The sequence below is a fragment of the Kitasatospora sp. Ki12 genome (assembly GCF_054601375.1).
In genome coordinates, this window is sequence record NZ_BAAIHT010000003.1 from 343895 (window position 1) to 358327 (window position 14433).

General features: G+C 75.5%; 14 protein-coding genes. 5 read left to right on the forward strand and 9 right to left on the reverse strand.

The window, feature by feature from the left end; translation table 11 throughout:
* Positions 1 to 228: 228 nt before the first annotated feature.
* Positions 229 to 993, reverse strand: coding sequence for a sigma 54 modulation/S30EA ribosomal C-terminal domain-containing protein (locus ACYP53_RS32315; protein ID WP_459650056.1), 765 nt, complete (start codon positions 991 to 993; stop codon positions 229 to 231).
* Between the two features lie 341 nt (positions 994 to 1334).
* Here ACYP53_RS32315 and ACYP53_RS32320 point away from each other — a divergent pair, with 341 nt between their 5' ends.
* Complete coding sequence (locus ACYP53_RS32320) at positions 1335 to 3851, forward strand: cytochrome P450 (RefSeq protein WP_459650057.1); 2517 nt, start codon at positions 1335 to 1337, stop codon at positions 3849 to 3851.
* A gap of 119 nt (positions 3852 to 3970) precedes the next feature.
* Here ACYP53_RS32320 and ACYP53_RS32325 read toward each other — a convergent pair whose 3' ends face one another.
* From ACYP53_RS32325 to pdxR, 6 genes are all read right to left on the reverse strand, one after another.
* On the reverse strand, positions 3971 to 4102 hold the full coding sequence (locus tag ACYP53_RS32325) for a DUF6126 family protein (protein WP_229928993.1): 132 nt from the start codon (positions 4100 to 4102) through the stop codon (positions 3971 to 3973).
* Between the two features lie 44 nt (positions 4103 to 4146).
* The gene (locus ACYP53_RS32330) at positions 4147 to 4491 is read right to left on the reverse strand and encodes an ArsR/SmtB family transcription factor (protein WP_189921925.1); all 345 of its coding nucleotides are present in this window, start codon (positions 4489 to 4491) and stop codon (positions 4147 to 4149) included.
* Positions 4492 to 4728: 237 nt separating this feature from the next.
* Positions 4729 to 5193: a hypothetical protein gene (locus ACYP53_RS32335; RefSeq protein WP_189921927.1), complete on the reverse strand. Its 465-nt coding sequence runs from the start codon at positions 5191 to 5193 to the stop codon at positions 4729 to 4731.
* Positions 5194 to 5471: 278 nt separating this feature from the next.
* Positions 5472 to 6620, reverse strand: coding sequence for a glycoside hydrolase family 3 N-terminal domain-containing protein (locus ACYP53_RS32340; RefSeq protein WP_459650058.1), 1149 nt, complete (start codon positions 6618 to 6620; stop codon positions 5472 to 5474).
* Positions 6621 to 6818: 198 nt separating this feature from the next.
* Complete coding sequence (locus tag ACYP53_RS32345; RefSeq protein ID WP_459650059.1) at positions 6819 to 7478, reverse strand: hypothetical protein; 660 nt, start codon at positions 7476 to 7478, stop codon at positions 6819 to 6821.
* Positions 7479 to 7599: 121 nt separating this feature from the next.
* Positions 7600 to 9099 carry a MocR-like pyridoxine biosynthesis transcription factor PdxR gene (gene pdxR / locus ACYP53_RS32350; RefSeq protein WP_459650060.1) on the reverse strand — a complete coding sequence of 500 codons (1500 nt, stop codon included), beginning with the start codon at positions 9097 to 9099 and terminating at the stop codon, positions 7600 to 7602.
* Positions 9100 to 9127: 28 nt separating this feature from the next.
* Here pdxR and ACYP53_RS32355 point away from each other — a divergent pair, with 28 nt between their 5' ends.
* Positions 9128 to 9961 carry a methyltransferase domain-containing protein gene (locus ACYP53_RS32355; RefSeq protein WP_459650061.1) on the forward strand — a complete coding sequence of 278 codons (834 nt, stop codon included), beginning with the start codon at positions 9128 to 9130 and terminating at the stop codon, positions 9959 to 9961.
* A gap of 10 nt (positions 9962 to 9971) precedes the next feature.
* On the opposite strand, the gene ACYP53_RS32360 is transcribed toward ACYP53_RS32355, so the two are convergent.
* Positions 9972 to 10469, reverse strand: coding sequence for a MarR family winged helix-turn-helix transcriptional regulator (locus tag ACYP53_RS32360; protein WP_189921935.1), 498 nt, complete (start codon positions 10467 to 10469; stop codon positions 9972 to 9974).
* Between the two features lie 111 nt (positions 10470 to 10580).
* Between ACYP53_RS32360 and ACYP53_RS32365 the strand changes: the two genes are divergently transcribed.
* The 3 genes from ACYP53_RS32365 (at position 10581) to ACYP53_RS32375 (ending at position 14000) form a co-directional block, all read left to right on the forward strand.
* Positions 10581 to 11507, forward strand: a complete 927-nt coding sequence (locus tag ACYP53_RS32365) for an EamA family transporter (RefSeq protein ID WP_459650062.1) — start codon at positions 10581 to 10583, stop codon at positions 11505 to 11507.
* Between the two features lie 74 nt (positions 11508 to 11581).
* Positions 11582 to 12223: an NAD(P)-dependent oxidoreductase gene (locus ACYP53_RS32370; protein WP_459650063.1), complete on the forward strand. Its 642-nt coding sequence runs from the start codon at positions 11582 to 11584 to the stop codon at positions 12221 to 12223.
* 154 nt (positions 12224 to 12377) lie between these two features.
* Positions 12378 to 14000, forward strand: coding sequence for an alpha/beta hydrolase (locus ACYP53_RS32375; protein ID WP_459650064.1), 1623 nt, complete (start codon positions 12378 to 12380; stop codon positions 13998 to 14000).
* Between the two features lie 95 nt (positions 14001 to 14095).
* On the opposite strand, the gene ACYP53_RS32380 is transcribed toward ACYP53_RS32375, so the two are convergent.
* Positions 14096 to 14422: a hypothetical protein gene (locus ACYP53_RS32380; protein WP_459650065.1), complete on the reverse strand. Its 327-nt coding sequence runs from the start codon at positions 14420 to 14422 to the stop codon at positions 14096 to 14098.
* Positions 14423 to 14433 lie beyond the last annotated feature (11 nt).

Genomic DNA, 14433 nt, shown 5'->3' on the forward strand with positions numbered 1-14433 from the left:
CCGCTCGGCGGCGGTGATCCGGACGGTCAGCATGACCTCGTCGCAGTCCATGGTCCCGGCCCCCTGTCGTGGAGTCCGCGGCGTTCGCGGAGTTCGTTTCGTGGAGTACTGGAGTACTGGAGATACGTGGAGTAACTGGAGTACTGGAGCTCGTGTAACGGCGGGGCGCCCGAGTGCCGGAGGAGCGGCGTTCGTGGCGTACCCGTGTGCGGTCGTGTCGTCGCCGTGTCAGTTCGGTGTCGACAGGGTTCCTGCCCCGATCCGGCCGCCCGACACCGGTTCGATCAAGCCGTAATGGCCGTCGTAGCGGCGGTAGAGCACCCGGATCCGCCCGCCCTCCGGGGCGGTGTGAGCGAGGAAGGGGCGTCCGGTGAGCCAGAGCCGGCGGGCCGCCTCGGTGAGGTCGAGCGGGGGCAGGGCGCCGCCGCCCGCCGTGCACGATCGCGCGGCGCCGTTCGGCGGGCAGCGCCGCACCAGGGCGTCCCGTCCGGTCTCGCCGTCCGCGAAGAGGTGGAACCGCCGGTCCAGCGCGAGCAGTTCGCGTGCGGCCTGTCCGGGGGTGCGGCGGGCGAGCACCACCGCCTTGTGCCGGGCGATCCGGCGCCGCGACAGCGGGCGGTCGGCGAACTGCGGCCGGTAGGCGCTCTCGTACGTGACGGCGAAGCCGATGTCGCCCTGTTCGCGCAGCCGGACGGCCCGCCCGGCGAGCGTTCCCAGTACCAGGTCGACGGACTCCCGCGCCGTCCCGGTGGCCAGTTGCACCCGTACCGGCCCGACGCCGTCCAGGTCGGCCTGCGCCTGGGCGAGCGCGGGCCGGGTGACCGACCGGTCGCGGGTGCGGGTGAGCCGCAGCCGCAGCGCGCGGGTGCCGGGGGCGAGGCCCCGGGCCGTTTCCAGCACCCGGGCCCTGGCGTACTCGGCGTCCTCCCGGGGCAGTTCGCCGCGGATCTCCACCCGGACGTCGAGCGCGGGCCGGTGGCGCGGACGGGTCATCGGCTTCCTCCTTCTCCGGCACCATGCTGGCCCTCGCGCGGCCGTGCGGCGAGGGTCCAAAGACCCTCCGGTCCGGCCCTGCCGCGGGCCTTCCGGCCCCTGACATCCGCGCAGGTCACACCGGCTCTGCGGGCGGGCGCGGACGGGTCGGGGAGTTCCGCCGTTGGAGTGATCCCCGCGCGTTCGGCGCAACGCCCGTGGGACCGGCGCGTTTGCCATGGCGTGCGCCCTCCAGCTGGGGTGCGCGCGGGGTCCGCGCTGGCCGGTCCCCGCCCCGCGGGCCGGCCCGCCGGCGCCCTCCCGGCACCGCCCGCACCGTCCCCTCCGTGAGAGGTAGTGTCATGACCCTGCTGACAGAGACCCGGAAACGGATCGTCCCGCCGAGAACCGAGCCCCGCCCCGCCCCCCTGGCCCGCGCGGCCGTCCCCCCGCTCGCCCCCGGTGCGCTCCCCGGCCTCGGGCACGCCGCCGCCCTGCTGCGCGACCCGCTCGGCTTCCTCGGCTCACTCGCCCGCCACGGCGGCGTCGTGCGCATCCGGCTCGGACCGCGCACCGTCTGCGTCGTCACCGACGCCCGGCTGGTCCACACCCTGCTCGTCGCGCTCGCCCACGACTGCCCGCGCGGCGCCGTCCAGGACACCCTCAGGACGGCCTTCGGCGACGGCCTGCTGATGTCCGAGGGCCAGGCCCACCGCGACCGCCGGCGGACCCTCCAGCCCGCCTTCGGCCCGGACCGGATGGGCGAGTACCTGGCCGTGATGCACCAGGTCACCGAGGAGCGGGCCGGGCGCTGGCGCCCCGGCCAAGTCCTCGACGTCGCCAAGGAGATGAACCACCTCGCGCTGGAGATCGTGACCCGCTCGCTGTTCGACGCCCGGCTCAGCGAGGACGCCACCCTCGCCTTCCACCGGGCACTGCCGGACATGGTGAAGGGCCAGATCGTCCAGTCCCTCTACCCCAAGCCCTCGCTCGCCCGGCTCCCGCTGCCCGTCAACCGCCGCTTCGACGCCGCCGTCCGGGTGCTCAACCGGGTCGTCGACCAGGCCGTCGACGGCCGTACGGCGAGCACCCGCTCCGAGGACGGCCGCGCCACCCTGCCCGCCCTGCTGCGCGCCGCGACCGACCCGGCCACCGGCCGTCCGCTCACCGAGGCCGACGTCCGCTCCGAGGCGATCACCATGTTCGGCGCCGGCACCGAGACCGTCTCCACCACCCTGACCTGGCTGCTCGACGAACTGCTGCGCCACCCCGAGGTGGAGGCCCGCGTGCTGGCCGAGCTCGACCAGCACCTGCCCGCCGGCACCGTCCCGACCCCCGAAGCGCTGGCCCGGCTCTCCTACACCCGCGGCGTCACCCAGGAGGTGGTGCGGCTGCACGCGCCCAACGCCTTCCTGATGCGCACCGCCCGGGTCCCGGTCGAACTCGGCCCCTACCGGATCCCGGCCGGCACCGAACTGCTCTACAGCCTCACCGCGCTGCACCGCGACCCGGTGCGCTACCCCGAACCGCTGCGCTTCCGCCCCGACCGCTGGCAGGACGGCGGCGGCGCCGGCCGGCCCTCCTTCCTGCCCTTCGGGGCCGGCAAGCACAAGTGCATCGGGGAGGCCTTCGCCTGGGCCGAGCTGACGGTCGCGGCGGCCGCGATCCTGCGGCGCTGGCGGCCGGAGGCGCTGCCCGGCTCCCGGGCCCGGGAGGTGGTCTGGACGACCGTCCAGGCCCAGGGGCTGCGGGTCCGGCTGGCGCCGCGCGAACAGCGGGCCACCGACGGGGAACGAGCCACCGGCGAACAGCGGGCCGCCGACGGGGAACGGGCCGCCCGCGCCGACGGTGCGACCCGCAGCAGCGGCACCGGTGCGGCGCCCTCCCGCTCCGAACCGGCGGTACCGGGTGGCCGCTGTCCGCTCACCGGCGCCCCCTCCGCCCTCGCGGCCCGGCCCCGGCCACCCCGCCCGGCCGGTGAACTGCGCGCCGCCGCCGACCGGCACGCCGACTGGGTGCTCCGCCACGGCCTGCTCACCCCGGCGGAACTGCCCGGCTACCAGGCCTACGCCCTGCACGAGCTGATCGGCCACTCCTTCCCCCGCGCCCGCGGCGCCGAACTCGACCTGCTGGTCGACGTGCTGGGCTGGTTCACCATCCTGGACGACCGCTTCGACGGCACCCCCGGCGGCCGCCCCGCCGAGGCGCACGCCCTGGTCGACCCGCTGATCGCCGTCCTCGACGACGACGGCACCCCGCCCGGGGGCCCGCTCGTCGACTCCTGGCGGGAGCTGTGGAGCCGCCAGAGCGCGTCGATGTCCCCCGAGTGGCGCGCCCGGGCCGCCCGCGAGTGGCGGGCCTGCCTCGCCACCTTCCCCGCCGAGGCCGACCACCGCGCCCGCGGCACCGTGCCCGCCCACGGCCTCGGCCTCCCCGACACCATGCGGCTGCGCCGGCACGGCAGCTGCCTCTACCCGTTCATGAACATACTGGAACGGGTCCACGGCGCCGATGCCCCGGCCGCCCTGCACGCGGAGCCCGCCCTGCACCGCCTGCGCGCCAACACCGCCGACGCCGCCACGCTGATCAACGACCTCTACTCGCTGGAACGCGAGGAACGGCAGTCGGCGGCGGCCTTCAACACCGTGCTCACCCTGCAGCGGGCCCGCGGCTGCACCCGCAGCCGGGCCGTGCGCGCGGTGCGGGACCGGGTGGCCCGGCTGCGCCGGGAGAACGAGGAGCTGCGCCGCGAGCTGCGGCACCGCCACCCGGCGGGGCGCTGGTACCTGGACGGCACCCGGGAACTCGTCGCGGGCGTCCAGGCCTGGACCAGCACCAGCGACCGCTACCTGGTGCCGGACACCGGGCCGCGGCGCTGAACGGGAGCGCCGCCCCCGGGGGGAGAGCCGCCTGGGGGGAGCCGCCGTGAACGGGAGCGGCGCTTCGGAGCGCGCCGCCTCCGGTCGCGCCGGCCCCGGTCGCGCCGGCTCCGGTCGCGCTACTTCCGGTCGCCGAGCGCGAAGAGCAGCAGCACGAAGCCGGCGAACAGGTGCGTGGCGAAGATGTAGATGCCGGCGCGGATCAGCATCGCCTTGCGGCGCCTCTTCTCCTCGTTCGTGCTGTCGCTCATCGCGGGTGGTTCTCCTCGGTTCGGGCGGACGGGCCGGGCGCGGCTCAGCGGGCCGGCCGGCCGCCGGCCGCGCGCAGCTCGGTGAGCAGCGCGCCCTGGTCGGTGATCAGCTCGGTCAGGATCCGGCGCGCCGCGCGCAGCAGGTCGGCGACGTCCGGGGTGCTGAGCGCGTACACCACCGTGTTGCCCTCACGGGTGGCCGTGACCAGCTGGGTGCGTCGTAGCACCGCGAGCTGCTGGGAGAGGTTGGACGGTTCCACCTCGATCTCCGCCAGCAGCTCGCGCACCGGCCGGGGGCCGTCCTGGAGCAGCTCCAGGACCCGGATCCGCACGGGGTGGCCGAGGGTGCGGAAGAACTCCGCCTTGGCCTGGTACAGCGGGACCGGCATCGTCCGCGCTCCTCCCTCGAATCCGGCTGGGTGATCGTCCGGGCCGGGCGGGGTCGGTGCCGCGGCCGGTAGGCATCATCGCGACAGATGAAGATTTCTTCAAGTCGTCACAGTCGGGCGGCCCCCGGCGCCCGCGCCCGGGTGACCGGCGTCACAGCCGCGGCCGCGCCGGGGCAGCACGAAGCCGAGCCCGGGACGCTGCCAACTCCCGGGCTCGGCAGTCACGGTGACGAGCCGTCAGCAGACTACAGGCACATCGACCGTCACCGGGGACGGTCCCCGGTAGAACGACTCCACGGAGAAGGACGCGTGCACGGTCGAACCGCACGGCACAGTCGCGGTGATCCCGTCGACCCGCACGGTGCTGACCTGGAACACGGCGCGCCCGCTCACCGCACCGAGCGAGTTGCCCCCGGCCACGTCGGCCGTCAGCCGGGTCAGCAGCTCCTGCGGCGCCGGCGGCCACGGCGTGCCCGGCGACGGCGGCCCGGCCAGCCCGATCTGCCCGTACAGCACGACACTGTTGCCGGTGACGTCGGCGCAGACCTTGGTGGACAGCCCGGCCTGCAGACCGGACCACCCGCAGGTGGTCACGGTGGTGGCGGCAGCAGCGGCCGGCGCCGAGGCGAACGCCGGCACGGGCGCCGCGAGCAGGGCGACGGCACCGGCGGCACCGGCGGCGATCCTGGCGATGCGGTTCATGAGCTCCTCCTTGGGAGGGTTCGAGGACGGTTCAAGGACAGGTGGCGTGGCACATGTGACATTTCACAGGCCCACGACAGAGACTTTGCCATGCGATTCCTATCCCCTGATTCGCTTTTACCCTTGGAAGTGTCGCCTCGACCGAAATCTGACCTTCGATGGCGCGATCGCCCCGGGGCTGCCGAAGCTCCGGGGTCTCCCGGGTGACGTCCACGTCGAGCCCGGGTGAACGCCCGGGTCAGCCCGGGTCAGCGCAGGCCCGCCCAGGTCGGCCGCGGTCAGTCCAGGTCGGTCCGGAGGGCGTCGACGCGGGCCACGGCGGCGGTGAAGGCGGCGCGGTCGAGGCGGCCGGAGTCGAGGGCGGCGGCCAGGGCCTCGGTGGCGTCCTCGGCCTGCCGCGGGTCGCGGGCGGAGCAGAGCAGCAGGTCCATGCCGGCCTCGGCCGCGGCGACCGCGCGGTCGCCGGTACCGCCGTAGGGGGCGAGGGCACCGGCCTCCATGGCGTCCGTGACGGTGACGCCGCCGAAGCCGAGCCGGCCGCGGAGCTCGCCCTGGATGACGGCGGGCGAGAGCCCGGCCGGGCGCTCCGGGTCCAGTGCCGGGTAGACGGCCCAGGAGGCCATCACCAGCCGGACGCCCGCCGCGATGGCGGACCGGTAGGGCGCCTCGCCCCGGGACCGGAGCTGCGCCAGCGGAACGGTGACGGTGACCGGACCCGCGTCGGTGTTCTCGTCGCGGGCGGCGGCGCCGAGGCCCGGGAAGTGCTTGGCGGTCGCGGCCACGCCCAGGCCCTGCTGGGCCGCGAGGAAGGCACTGCCCAACTCCCCCACCCTGGAGGGGTCCTGCCCGAAGGAGCGCTCGGCGTGGTCGGAGAAGTTGTCCGGGGTGTCGTAGACGTCGAGCACCGGGGCGAGGTTGACGTTGAGCCCGGCGTCGGCGAGCGTCCGGGCGGCGCCGGCTCCGGCGGCCGCCGCGGTGGCGACCGGGTCGGCCGCCGATCCGGCGCGGCGGGCGGAGAGTTCGGGCCCGCCCGGCAGTCGGCGGACCTTGCCGCCCTCCTGGTCGGTCATCAGCAGCAGCGCCCGGGGGTGCGGCGCCTCGGCCGCCGCCCGCTTCAATTCCTCCACGGCCCGTGCGAGTTGCTCCGGACCGGTGACGTTCTCGCCGAACAGGATCACCCCGGCCGCCCGGCCCTCCCGGATCGTCCGCAGCACCTCGGGCGGCGGCGTCGGGCCCGGGTACGAGAGCACGATCCGCCGGCCGGCGAGCACACGGGAGTCCTCCTGCTTCTGGGCGGCCATCGGCACGGTCCTCTCGGGGGTCGGCGTGCGGGAGACGAAGGCCGAGCCGAGCGAGGCAGACCCGAGCGCGGCGCCCAGGACCACCAGCACCGCCCCGAACCGGGCGACTCGTCGGAAGGGGGCCATCACGTCTCCTGGGTCGACAGCGGGCCCGGCCAGGATCCGAGGGGCGGGCCCTACGGGCCGTCAGCGTACCCAGCAGTCCGGTCCGCGAGTCCGCCTCGCACCGGATTCCTCCGATTTTCCGACATGAACGTCACGACTCCGGGCCGCAGAGGACGCCGCATCACCTATCCGTCGCCTCGGAGGCAGGCCTCCGGGCCCTCAGGACCGACGGAGCTCCACCGGCACGACCAGGCCGGGCAGGCCCTGCGGCTTCCCCTCCCAGTCCACGGCGGTGCCGCCGGGGTAGCGGGCGCACTCCGCGCCCGCGCTGATGCGGAGGTAGCCGCTGGTGTACGAGACGGAGACACCGCCGAGGACGCCGGAGCTCGGCGCCGGCGGCTTCAGGGCGAGAACGGGAGCGCCGAACTCCCGGGACGAGGTGACCGTCCAGCCCTGGCCGGCCAGGGTCCGGCCCGCGCGGTCGAGCGCCGCCTCCCCCTGCGGGTCGGTGAGCCCCTTGACGGCCAGGCGCGAGCGGATCGCCGCGGTGCGGGGCTCGGGCGGGGCGGAGCTGTCCAGGCCGTCGACGGCGTGCGCGAGCCCCCGGCGGTGGCAGCCGTAGACGTCCGCCTCGGTGCCGCCGCTGTCCTGCGGGTCGCGCACCACGGTCTGCGGCAGGCCGAGGGCGGCGTAGACGGCCAGCACCCGGCCGTTCAGCTGCTCGGCGGTGGCGGCCGGGTCGGCCGTCGGGTACGGCTCCCCCTCCCAGGCGCGGCCGAAGGCCACCGCGCCGCAGACCAGCGCGGCCGACAGCCCCAGGCCGGTGAGCAGGTAGGCCGCCTTGCGGCCGCGTCCGATGGTGCGGGAACCGTTCTCCATGACCGGAATCCTGCCGGGGGCGGCCGGCCGCCACATGAGTAGCCGCCCGCCCGTGGCCTGAGTACGCGTACTCGACTCGGCACCCGGCGGGACCCACCGGCCCCGCTCACCCCCGGGGTGCTCACCCCGCCCGGCGGACCAGCCGGCCCAGGACGGCGATTCCCTCGGTCAGCTCGGGCGGCGAGCCCGCCGCGTAGCCGAGGACCAGGCCGGGCGGGCACGGGAGGCGGGTGTGCCAGGAGAGGGGCTGGGTCTTCACCCCGGCGGCCAGCGCGGCGGTGGCCAACTCCGTGTCGGTGCAGCCGAGTTCCTCCGGCAGGGTGAGCATCAGGTGGAGCCCCGCGGCCGCGCCGTGGACGGTGGCGCCGGGCAGGTGGGTGCGGATGGCCGCGATCATCGCGTCCCGGCGGCGGCGGTGACGGCGGCGCAGCAGCCGCAGGTGGCGGTCGAGTTCGCCGGATTCCATCAGGCGGGCGAGGACGAGCTGCGGCAGGACCGGGTTGCCGAGGTCGGCGAAGCGCTTGGCGTCGAGGACGGCCTCCCGCAGCCGGGCGGGGACCAGCAGCCAGCCGGTGCGCAGGGCGGGGGCGAGCAGTTTGGAGACGCTGCCCGCGTAGCAGACCCGCTCCGGCAGGGCGGCCCGCAGCGCGGGGACGGGCGGGCGGTCGTAGCGGTGCTCGGCGTCGTAGTCGTCCTCGATGACCAGCCCGCCCTCGGCGGCCCAGCGCAGCAGTTCGCGCCGGCGGTCGCCGCCGAGCACGACGCCGGTCGGGTACTGGTGGGCGGGGGTGAGCAGGACGGCCGGGGCGCCGGTGGCGCGCAGGGCGTCGACCCGGATGCCCTCGGCGTCGACCGGGACGGGCGGGGTGGCGGCCAGCCAGTGCGCGAGGTGCTGACGGGCGCCGAGCGAGCCCGGGTCCTCGACCGCGACCTCGCTGATGCCCGCCCGTTCGAGGGCCCGGCCGAGCAGGGCGAGGGCCTGGGCCGTCCCGGCGACGATCAGGATCTCGTCGGGGTCGGCGCGGACGCCCCGGTTGCGGGCGAGCCAGTGGGCGACGGCCCGGCGCAGGGCGGGGGTGCCGCGGATGTCGCCGTAGCCGAGGTCGTGGGCGGCGAGGCCGTCCAGGACGGCGCGTTCGGCGCGCAGCCAGGCGGCGCGGGGGAAGGCGGCGAGGTCGGGCACTCCGGGGGTCAGGTCGATCCGGGCGGGGGTGCCGCGCAGGAGGTCGAACACCTCGGGGTCGGGGTCGGCGCGGTAGAGGGCGGGCGCCGTACGCCCCGGGGAGGGCGCCGCGGGAGCGGGCGCGGGCGGGGCGGCGGGAGCCGGGCCCGCGACCACGACCGTGCCGCCCCGCCCGTGCCCGGTGACCTGCCCCTCCTCGGCCAGGCGCCGGTAGGCGTCGGTCACCACGCCCCGGGAGACGCCGAGTTCGGCCGCCAGGACCCGGCTGGCGGGCAGTCGGCTGCCGGCCGGGAGCCGGCCGTCGGCGACGGCCTCGCGCAGCCGGCGGGTGAGCCAGTCGGTGAGGCCGCCGGGCGGGGCGTCGGCGGAGTCGAGCTGGAGGAAGTCGGCACCGGCCTCTTTGGACCTGTCCGATGCGACGGCTTTGGACCTGTTCACCGGACCATAGTGGCGCCAGGGTGGGGCCATGACCACGAAAACGGCTCGGCCCGAGCACCCGACCTACGTCCACGGCTACTCGGACACCGAGGCGCGACGCCTCGGCGACCAGGCCGACACCCTCGTCGAGCTGCTGCACGCGGACACGGCGTACCCGGCGGGCAGCCGGGTCCTGGAGGCGGGGTGCGGGGTGGGGGCGCAGACGGTGCACCTGCTGGCCGCCAGTCCGGGCGTCCTGCTGACGGCGGCGGACCTCTCGGCCGAGTCCCTGGCGCAGGCCCGCGCCCGGGTGGCGGAGCAGGCGCCCGCCGCGGACGTCGTCTGGCACCACGGCGACCTGCACCGGCTGCCGTTCCCGGACGGCGCGTTCGACCACGTCTTCCTCTGCTTCGTGCTGGAGCACCTGCCCGATCCGGCGGCCGGGCTGGCCGCGCTGCGCCGGGTGCTGCGTCCGGGCGGGACGATCACGGTGATCGAGGGCGACCACGGTTCGGCCTTCTTCCACCCGGAGACCCCGGCGGCCCGGCGCACCGTCGACCACCTGGTCCGGCTGCAGGCCGACGGGGGCGGCGACGGCCTGCTCGGCCGCCGCCTCCACCCGCTGCTCACGGCGGCCGGGTTCACCGGGGTGACGGTCCGGCCGCGCACGGTCTACGCCGACGGCGGCCGCCCGGCGCTCGCGGAGGGCTTCACCCTCAGGACCTTCGTCGCCATGGTCGAGGCCGTCCGCGCGGAGGCCCTGGCCGCCGGGCTGACCACCCCGGAGGACTTCGACCGGGGCATCGCCGACCTGCGCCGCACGGCCGGGCCGGAGGGGACCTTCCACTACACCTTCTTCAAGGCGGTCGCGGTCAACCCGTGAGGGGCGCCCCCTACTCCTCGCCGTCCCCCAGGGCCGCCAGAAGGGTGCGCATGGCGTCGACCAGGGCGGCCGTCCGGGCGTCGTCCAGCCCCTCCAGCAGGCCGACCTCGGTGGCGAGGTGGGCGGGCAGCGCGCGCTCGATCAGGGCGTGGCCCTCGGGGGTGAGGGCGACCTCACGGCTGCGGCCGTCCTGGTCACTGCGGGTCCGGGTGACCAGGCCGCGGGCTTCCAGCCGGTCGAGGCGTTGGGTGATGGCGCCGGAGGTGACCATGGCGGACTGCATCAGGCCGGTGGGGGTGAGCCGGTACGGCGGGCCGCTGCGCTTCAGGGTGGCCAGGACGTCGAAGGAGGCGGCGTCCAGGCCGTGCTCGGCGAAGGTGCGGTTGAGTGCCGCGTCCACGACGCGGTAGAGGCGCTTGAGCCGGCCGAACACCTCCATCGGGGAGACGTCCAGGTCGGGACGCTCGGCGGCCCACTGCGCGACTACGCGGTCCACATGATCTGCCACGGCTCCAGGGTAGGCGATCGCGCCCGGATTCCTTAGCAGTGAGGTAACTGTGAGCCACATCACCGGTCCGAACGGACGAAGAATGTCTTAGCGCTGAGATACATTGGCTTAGTGCTAAGACATCGCCTCGCCATCGTGCTGGTGACGGCCCTCGCCCCCGCCGTCTGGGGGACGACCTACCTCGTCACCACCGAGCTCCTCCCGCCCCACCGTCCGCTCCTCGCCGCCGTCCTCCGCTGCCTGCCCGCCGGGCTGCTGCTGATCGCCCTCACCCGCCGACTGCCGCAGGGCACCTGGTGGTGGCGCTCGCTGGTCCTCGGCGCACTCAACATCGGGGCGTTCCAGGCCCTCCTCTTCATCGCCGCCTACCGCCTGCCCGGCGGCATCGCGGCCACCGTCGGCGCCGTCGGGCCGCTGATCACCGCCGGCCTCTCCGCCGCGGTCCTCGGCGACCGGCTCACCCTGCGCACCGTGCTGTCCGGCATCGCGGGTGTGGCGGGCGTGAGCCTGCTGGTCCTGCGGGCCGGCGCGAAGCTGGACGCGCTCGGGGTGGCCGCCGCGCTCGGCGGCGCGGTGGTCATGTCCGCCGGCGTCGTCCTCTCCAAGCGCTGGGTGTCCCCCGCGCCGCTGCTCGCCACCACCGGCTGGCAACTCACCGCCGGCGGGCTGATGCTGGTGCCGGTCGCGCTGCTCACCGAGGGTGCGCCGCCGACCCACTACAGCGCCGCCAACCTGCTCGGCTACACCTACCTGTGCCTGATCGGCGCGGCCCTCACCTACGCGCTCTGGTTCCGCGGGCTCCAGGCGCTGACCCCGACCTCGGTCTCCTTCCTCGCCCTGCTCAGCCCGGTGGTCGCCACCGCGCTCGGCTGGCTGGCCCTCGGACAGGACCTCAGCCCGCTGCAGGCCCTCGGCGCGCTGGTCGTGCTCGGCTCGCTGGCCGCCGCCCAGAGCCAGCGGCCCGGCACCGCCAAGCAGCCCGAGCCGGATTCGGTGGCCCACCCGGCCACCACACCGTCCGTACGCGAGAACGCCTGACCCCGCACCCGTCGCGGACATCCCGGTCCGCGTTCCACACCACGCACCACGCATCAATTCCGAGGAGAACCCCCATGCGCATCACCGTGTTCGGCGCCACCGGCAACGTCGGCGGCCGGGTCGTGGCCGAGGCGACCGCCCGCGGCCACGAGGTCACCGCCGTCGTACGGGACCCGGCCAAGCCGCACGGCCTGCCGGCCACCGTCACCCTCGTGGTCGGCGACGCCCGCAACCCCGAGGACGTCGCCCGGATAGCCGCCGGGCAGGACGTGCTGGTCACCGCCACCCGCCCGGCGCCCGGCAGCGAGCACGAACTGGCCCTCGCCACGAAGGGGTTGCTGACGGGCGTGGCCGGTACGGGCGTGCGGCTGCTGGCGGTCGGCGGCGCGGGCAGCCTCGCCGTCCCGGGCGCCGGCGGGATGACCCTGGTCGAGGACCCCGGCTTCCCCGCCGCGATCCGTCCGATCGCACTGGCCTGCACCGAGCAGTACGAGGCCTACCGCGCGGCCGGCGCCGAGGTCGACTGGACCTACCTGAGCCCCGCCGCGCTGCTCGAACCGGGCGTGCGCACCGGCCGGTTCCGGCTCGGACGGGACGAACTGCTGGTGGACGCCGACGGCAACTCGGCGATCTCCATGGAGGACCTGGCCGTCGCGCTCCTCGACGAGGTCGAGACGCCCGCGCACCGCCGTGCCCGCTTCACCGTGGGCTACTGACCGGCCGCGGCGGCCTCGACGGGGGTGAGGCCGCCGCGGTCCGCACCGGTCGGACGCTGGAGCCCCCGCCCCGGCGGGGGTGTACCCAGCACCACCCCGAAGACTGATGCGGGCATGATCGATCGTCAGGTCGGGGTCGGACAGGATCGATCCCGTGACGAACACCGCAGACACCGCAGACACCGCAGACACCACAGGCGCCGCAGCAGCCGTCGCGGACACGACCGCGGCCGCCCGGGCCGCCGCCACCGCACCCCGCGCCCGGCGCGTCGCCCTCGTCGCGGCCGCCGCCGTCCTCGCCGGACTGGCCCTGCCCGCCACCGCCGGTGCCGACACCGCCCGCGACCCGGGCGACGCCGACCCGGCACCCGCCCGCTACACCCGCCAGATCCTGAACTGGCAGCCCTGCGCCACCCAGCCCGCCCTGGACTGCGCGACCATGGCCGCCCCGCGCGACTGGCACCACCCCGGCGTCGGGGCCGACCTGACCATCGCCGTCTCCCGGCACCGCGCCACCGACCCGGCCGAGCGCAAGGGCACCCTGCTGATGGCGGCCGGCGGCCCCGGCGGCACCGGCCTGCTGCGCCCGGCCGGGCTGGCCAAGGCGGCGCCGGCCGTCGGCGCCGCGTACGACATCGTGGGCTTCGACCAGCGCGGGGTCGGGCAGAGCACCAAGGCGGTGTGCCAGACCCCGGCGGAGTTCCAGGAGTTCCTGGCCGGCGACTACCGCGACCGGTCCCCCGCCGCGATCGACCGTGTCCTCACCAACTCCAAGAAGCTGGCCGCGAGTTGCCAGGAGCGCAGCGGCGACCTGATCCCCTACCTGAACACCGAGCAGACCGCCCACGACATCGACCTGTTCCGCTCCCTGCTCGGCGAGCGCAAGATCAGCTACTACGGCCCGTCCTACGCCACGATGATCGGCGCCTACTACGGGACGCTCTTCCCGCACCGGGTGGAGCGGATGGTGCTGGACAGCAACATCGGCTTCGACGGCACCTGGGAGACGTTCCAGCTGGGCCAGCCGATGAGCTTCCAGCGCCGCTTCGACGAGGACTTCGTGCCCTGGCTGGCCGCCCGGGACGCCACCTACCACTGGGGCTCGACCCCGGAGCAGGTCCGGGCGCACTGGGAGCGGCGGCGGGCCGCCCTGCACGACTCGCCCATCGTCGAGGGCCCGCTGACGATCGGCCCGAACCAGCTGGACAACCTGGCGATCTCGGCGATCTACTCGGCGTCCCACTTCCCCGACCTGGCCGGGCTGCTGACCACCCTCGACACCTGGCAGACCGCCGACGCCGCCACCAGGACGGCGGCCGCGACGGCGTTCAACAGCTACCTCAGCCCCGAGTTCCTCGCCGAGTTCTTCGCGGTGACCTGCTCCGACACCCCGTGGACCAAGGACCTGGACACCTGGGTGAAGCGCGGCGCGGAGAACACCGCCCGGCTGCCGCTGGTCGGCTCCCGGACGCTGGCGTTCGGCGCGGTCTGCGCCTCCTGGCCGGTCGCCCCGGCGCCCAAGGTCAAGGTCACCGGTGCCCACCTGCCGACCACACTGATGCTCAACTCGGTGCACGACCCGGCCACGTACTACGAGGCGGCGCTCGGCGCCCACCGCGCGCTGCGCGGCTCGCGGCTGGTCACCGTCACCGGGAACGGCGACCATGGCCAGTACCCCGGGGCCGACTCCTGTGTCAGTGACGTCGTCGAGCGCTACCTGCTCGACGACGAGGCGCCCGCCCGCGACCTCACCTGCGCCTCACCGCAGACCAGTTGAGGCAGCGGCCGGTCAGCTGCTGCGGAGCCGGTCAACGCTCGGGCCGGGAAACCCTCGGGCCGGTCAGCCCTCGGGCCGGTCAGCCCTCGGGCCGGTCAGCCCTTGGGCCGGGCCCGCAGCTTGGACCGGAGCCAGGAGAGCCCGACGGCCAGCCCGGCGAAACCGCCGACGGCGAGCTTGATCCCGCCCTTGGCGACGATCCAGCCGATCCACGGGACGCTCCACCCCAGCCAGTGGAACACGGCCAGCAGCACCGCCGCACCGCACAGCGCGGCCAGCACGGTGACCACGACGGCGGCGGTCCGCGAGAGCTCCTGCGGGCCGTCGGCGTCGGCGTTCACCTCGGCACCGGCGCTCGCCTCGGCACCGCCCGTGCCCTCGGAGCTCTGCTTCACCACGTCGTTCGTACCCCCCTCGTTCATAGGGGTGATGA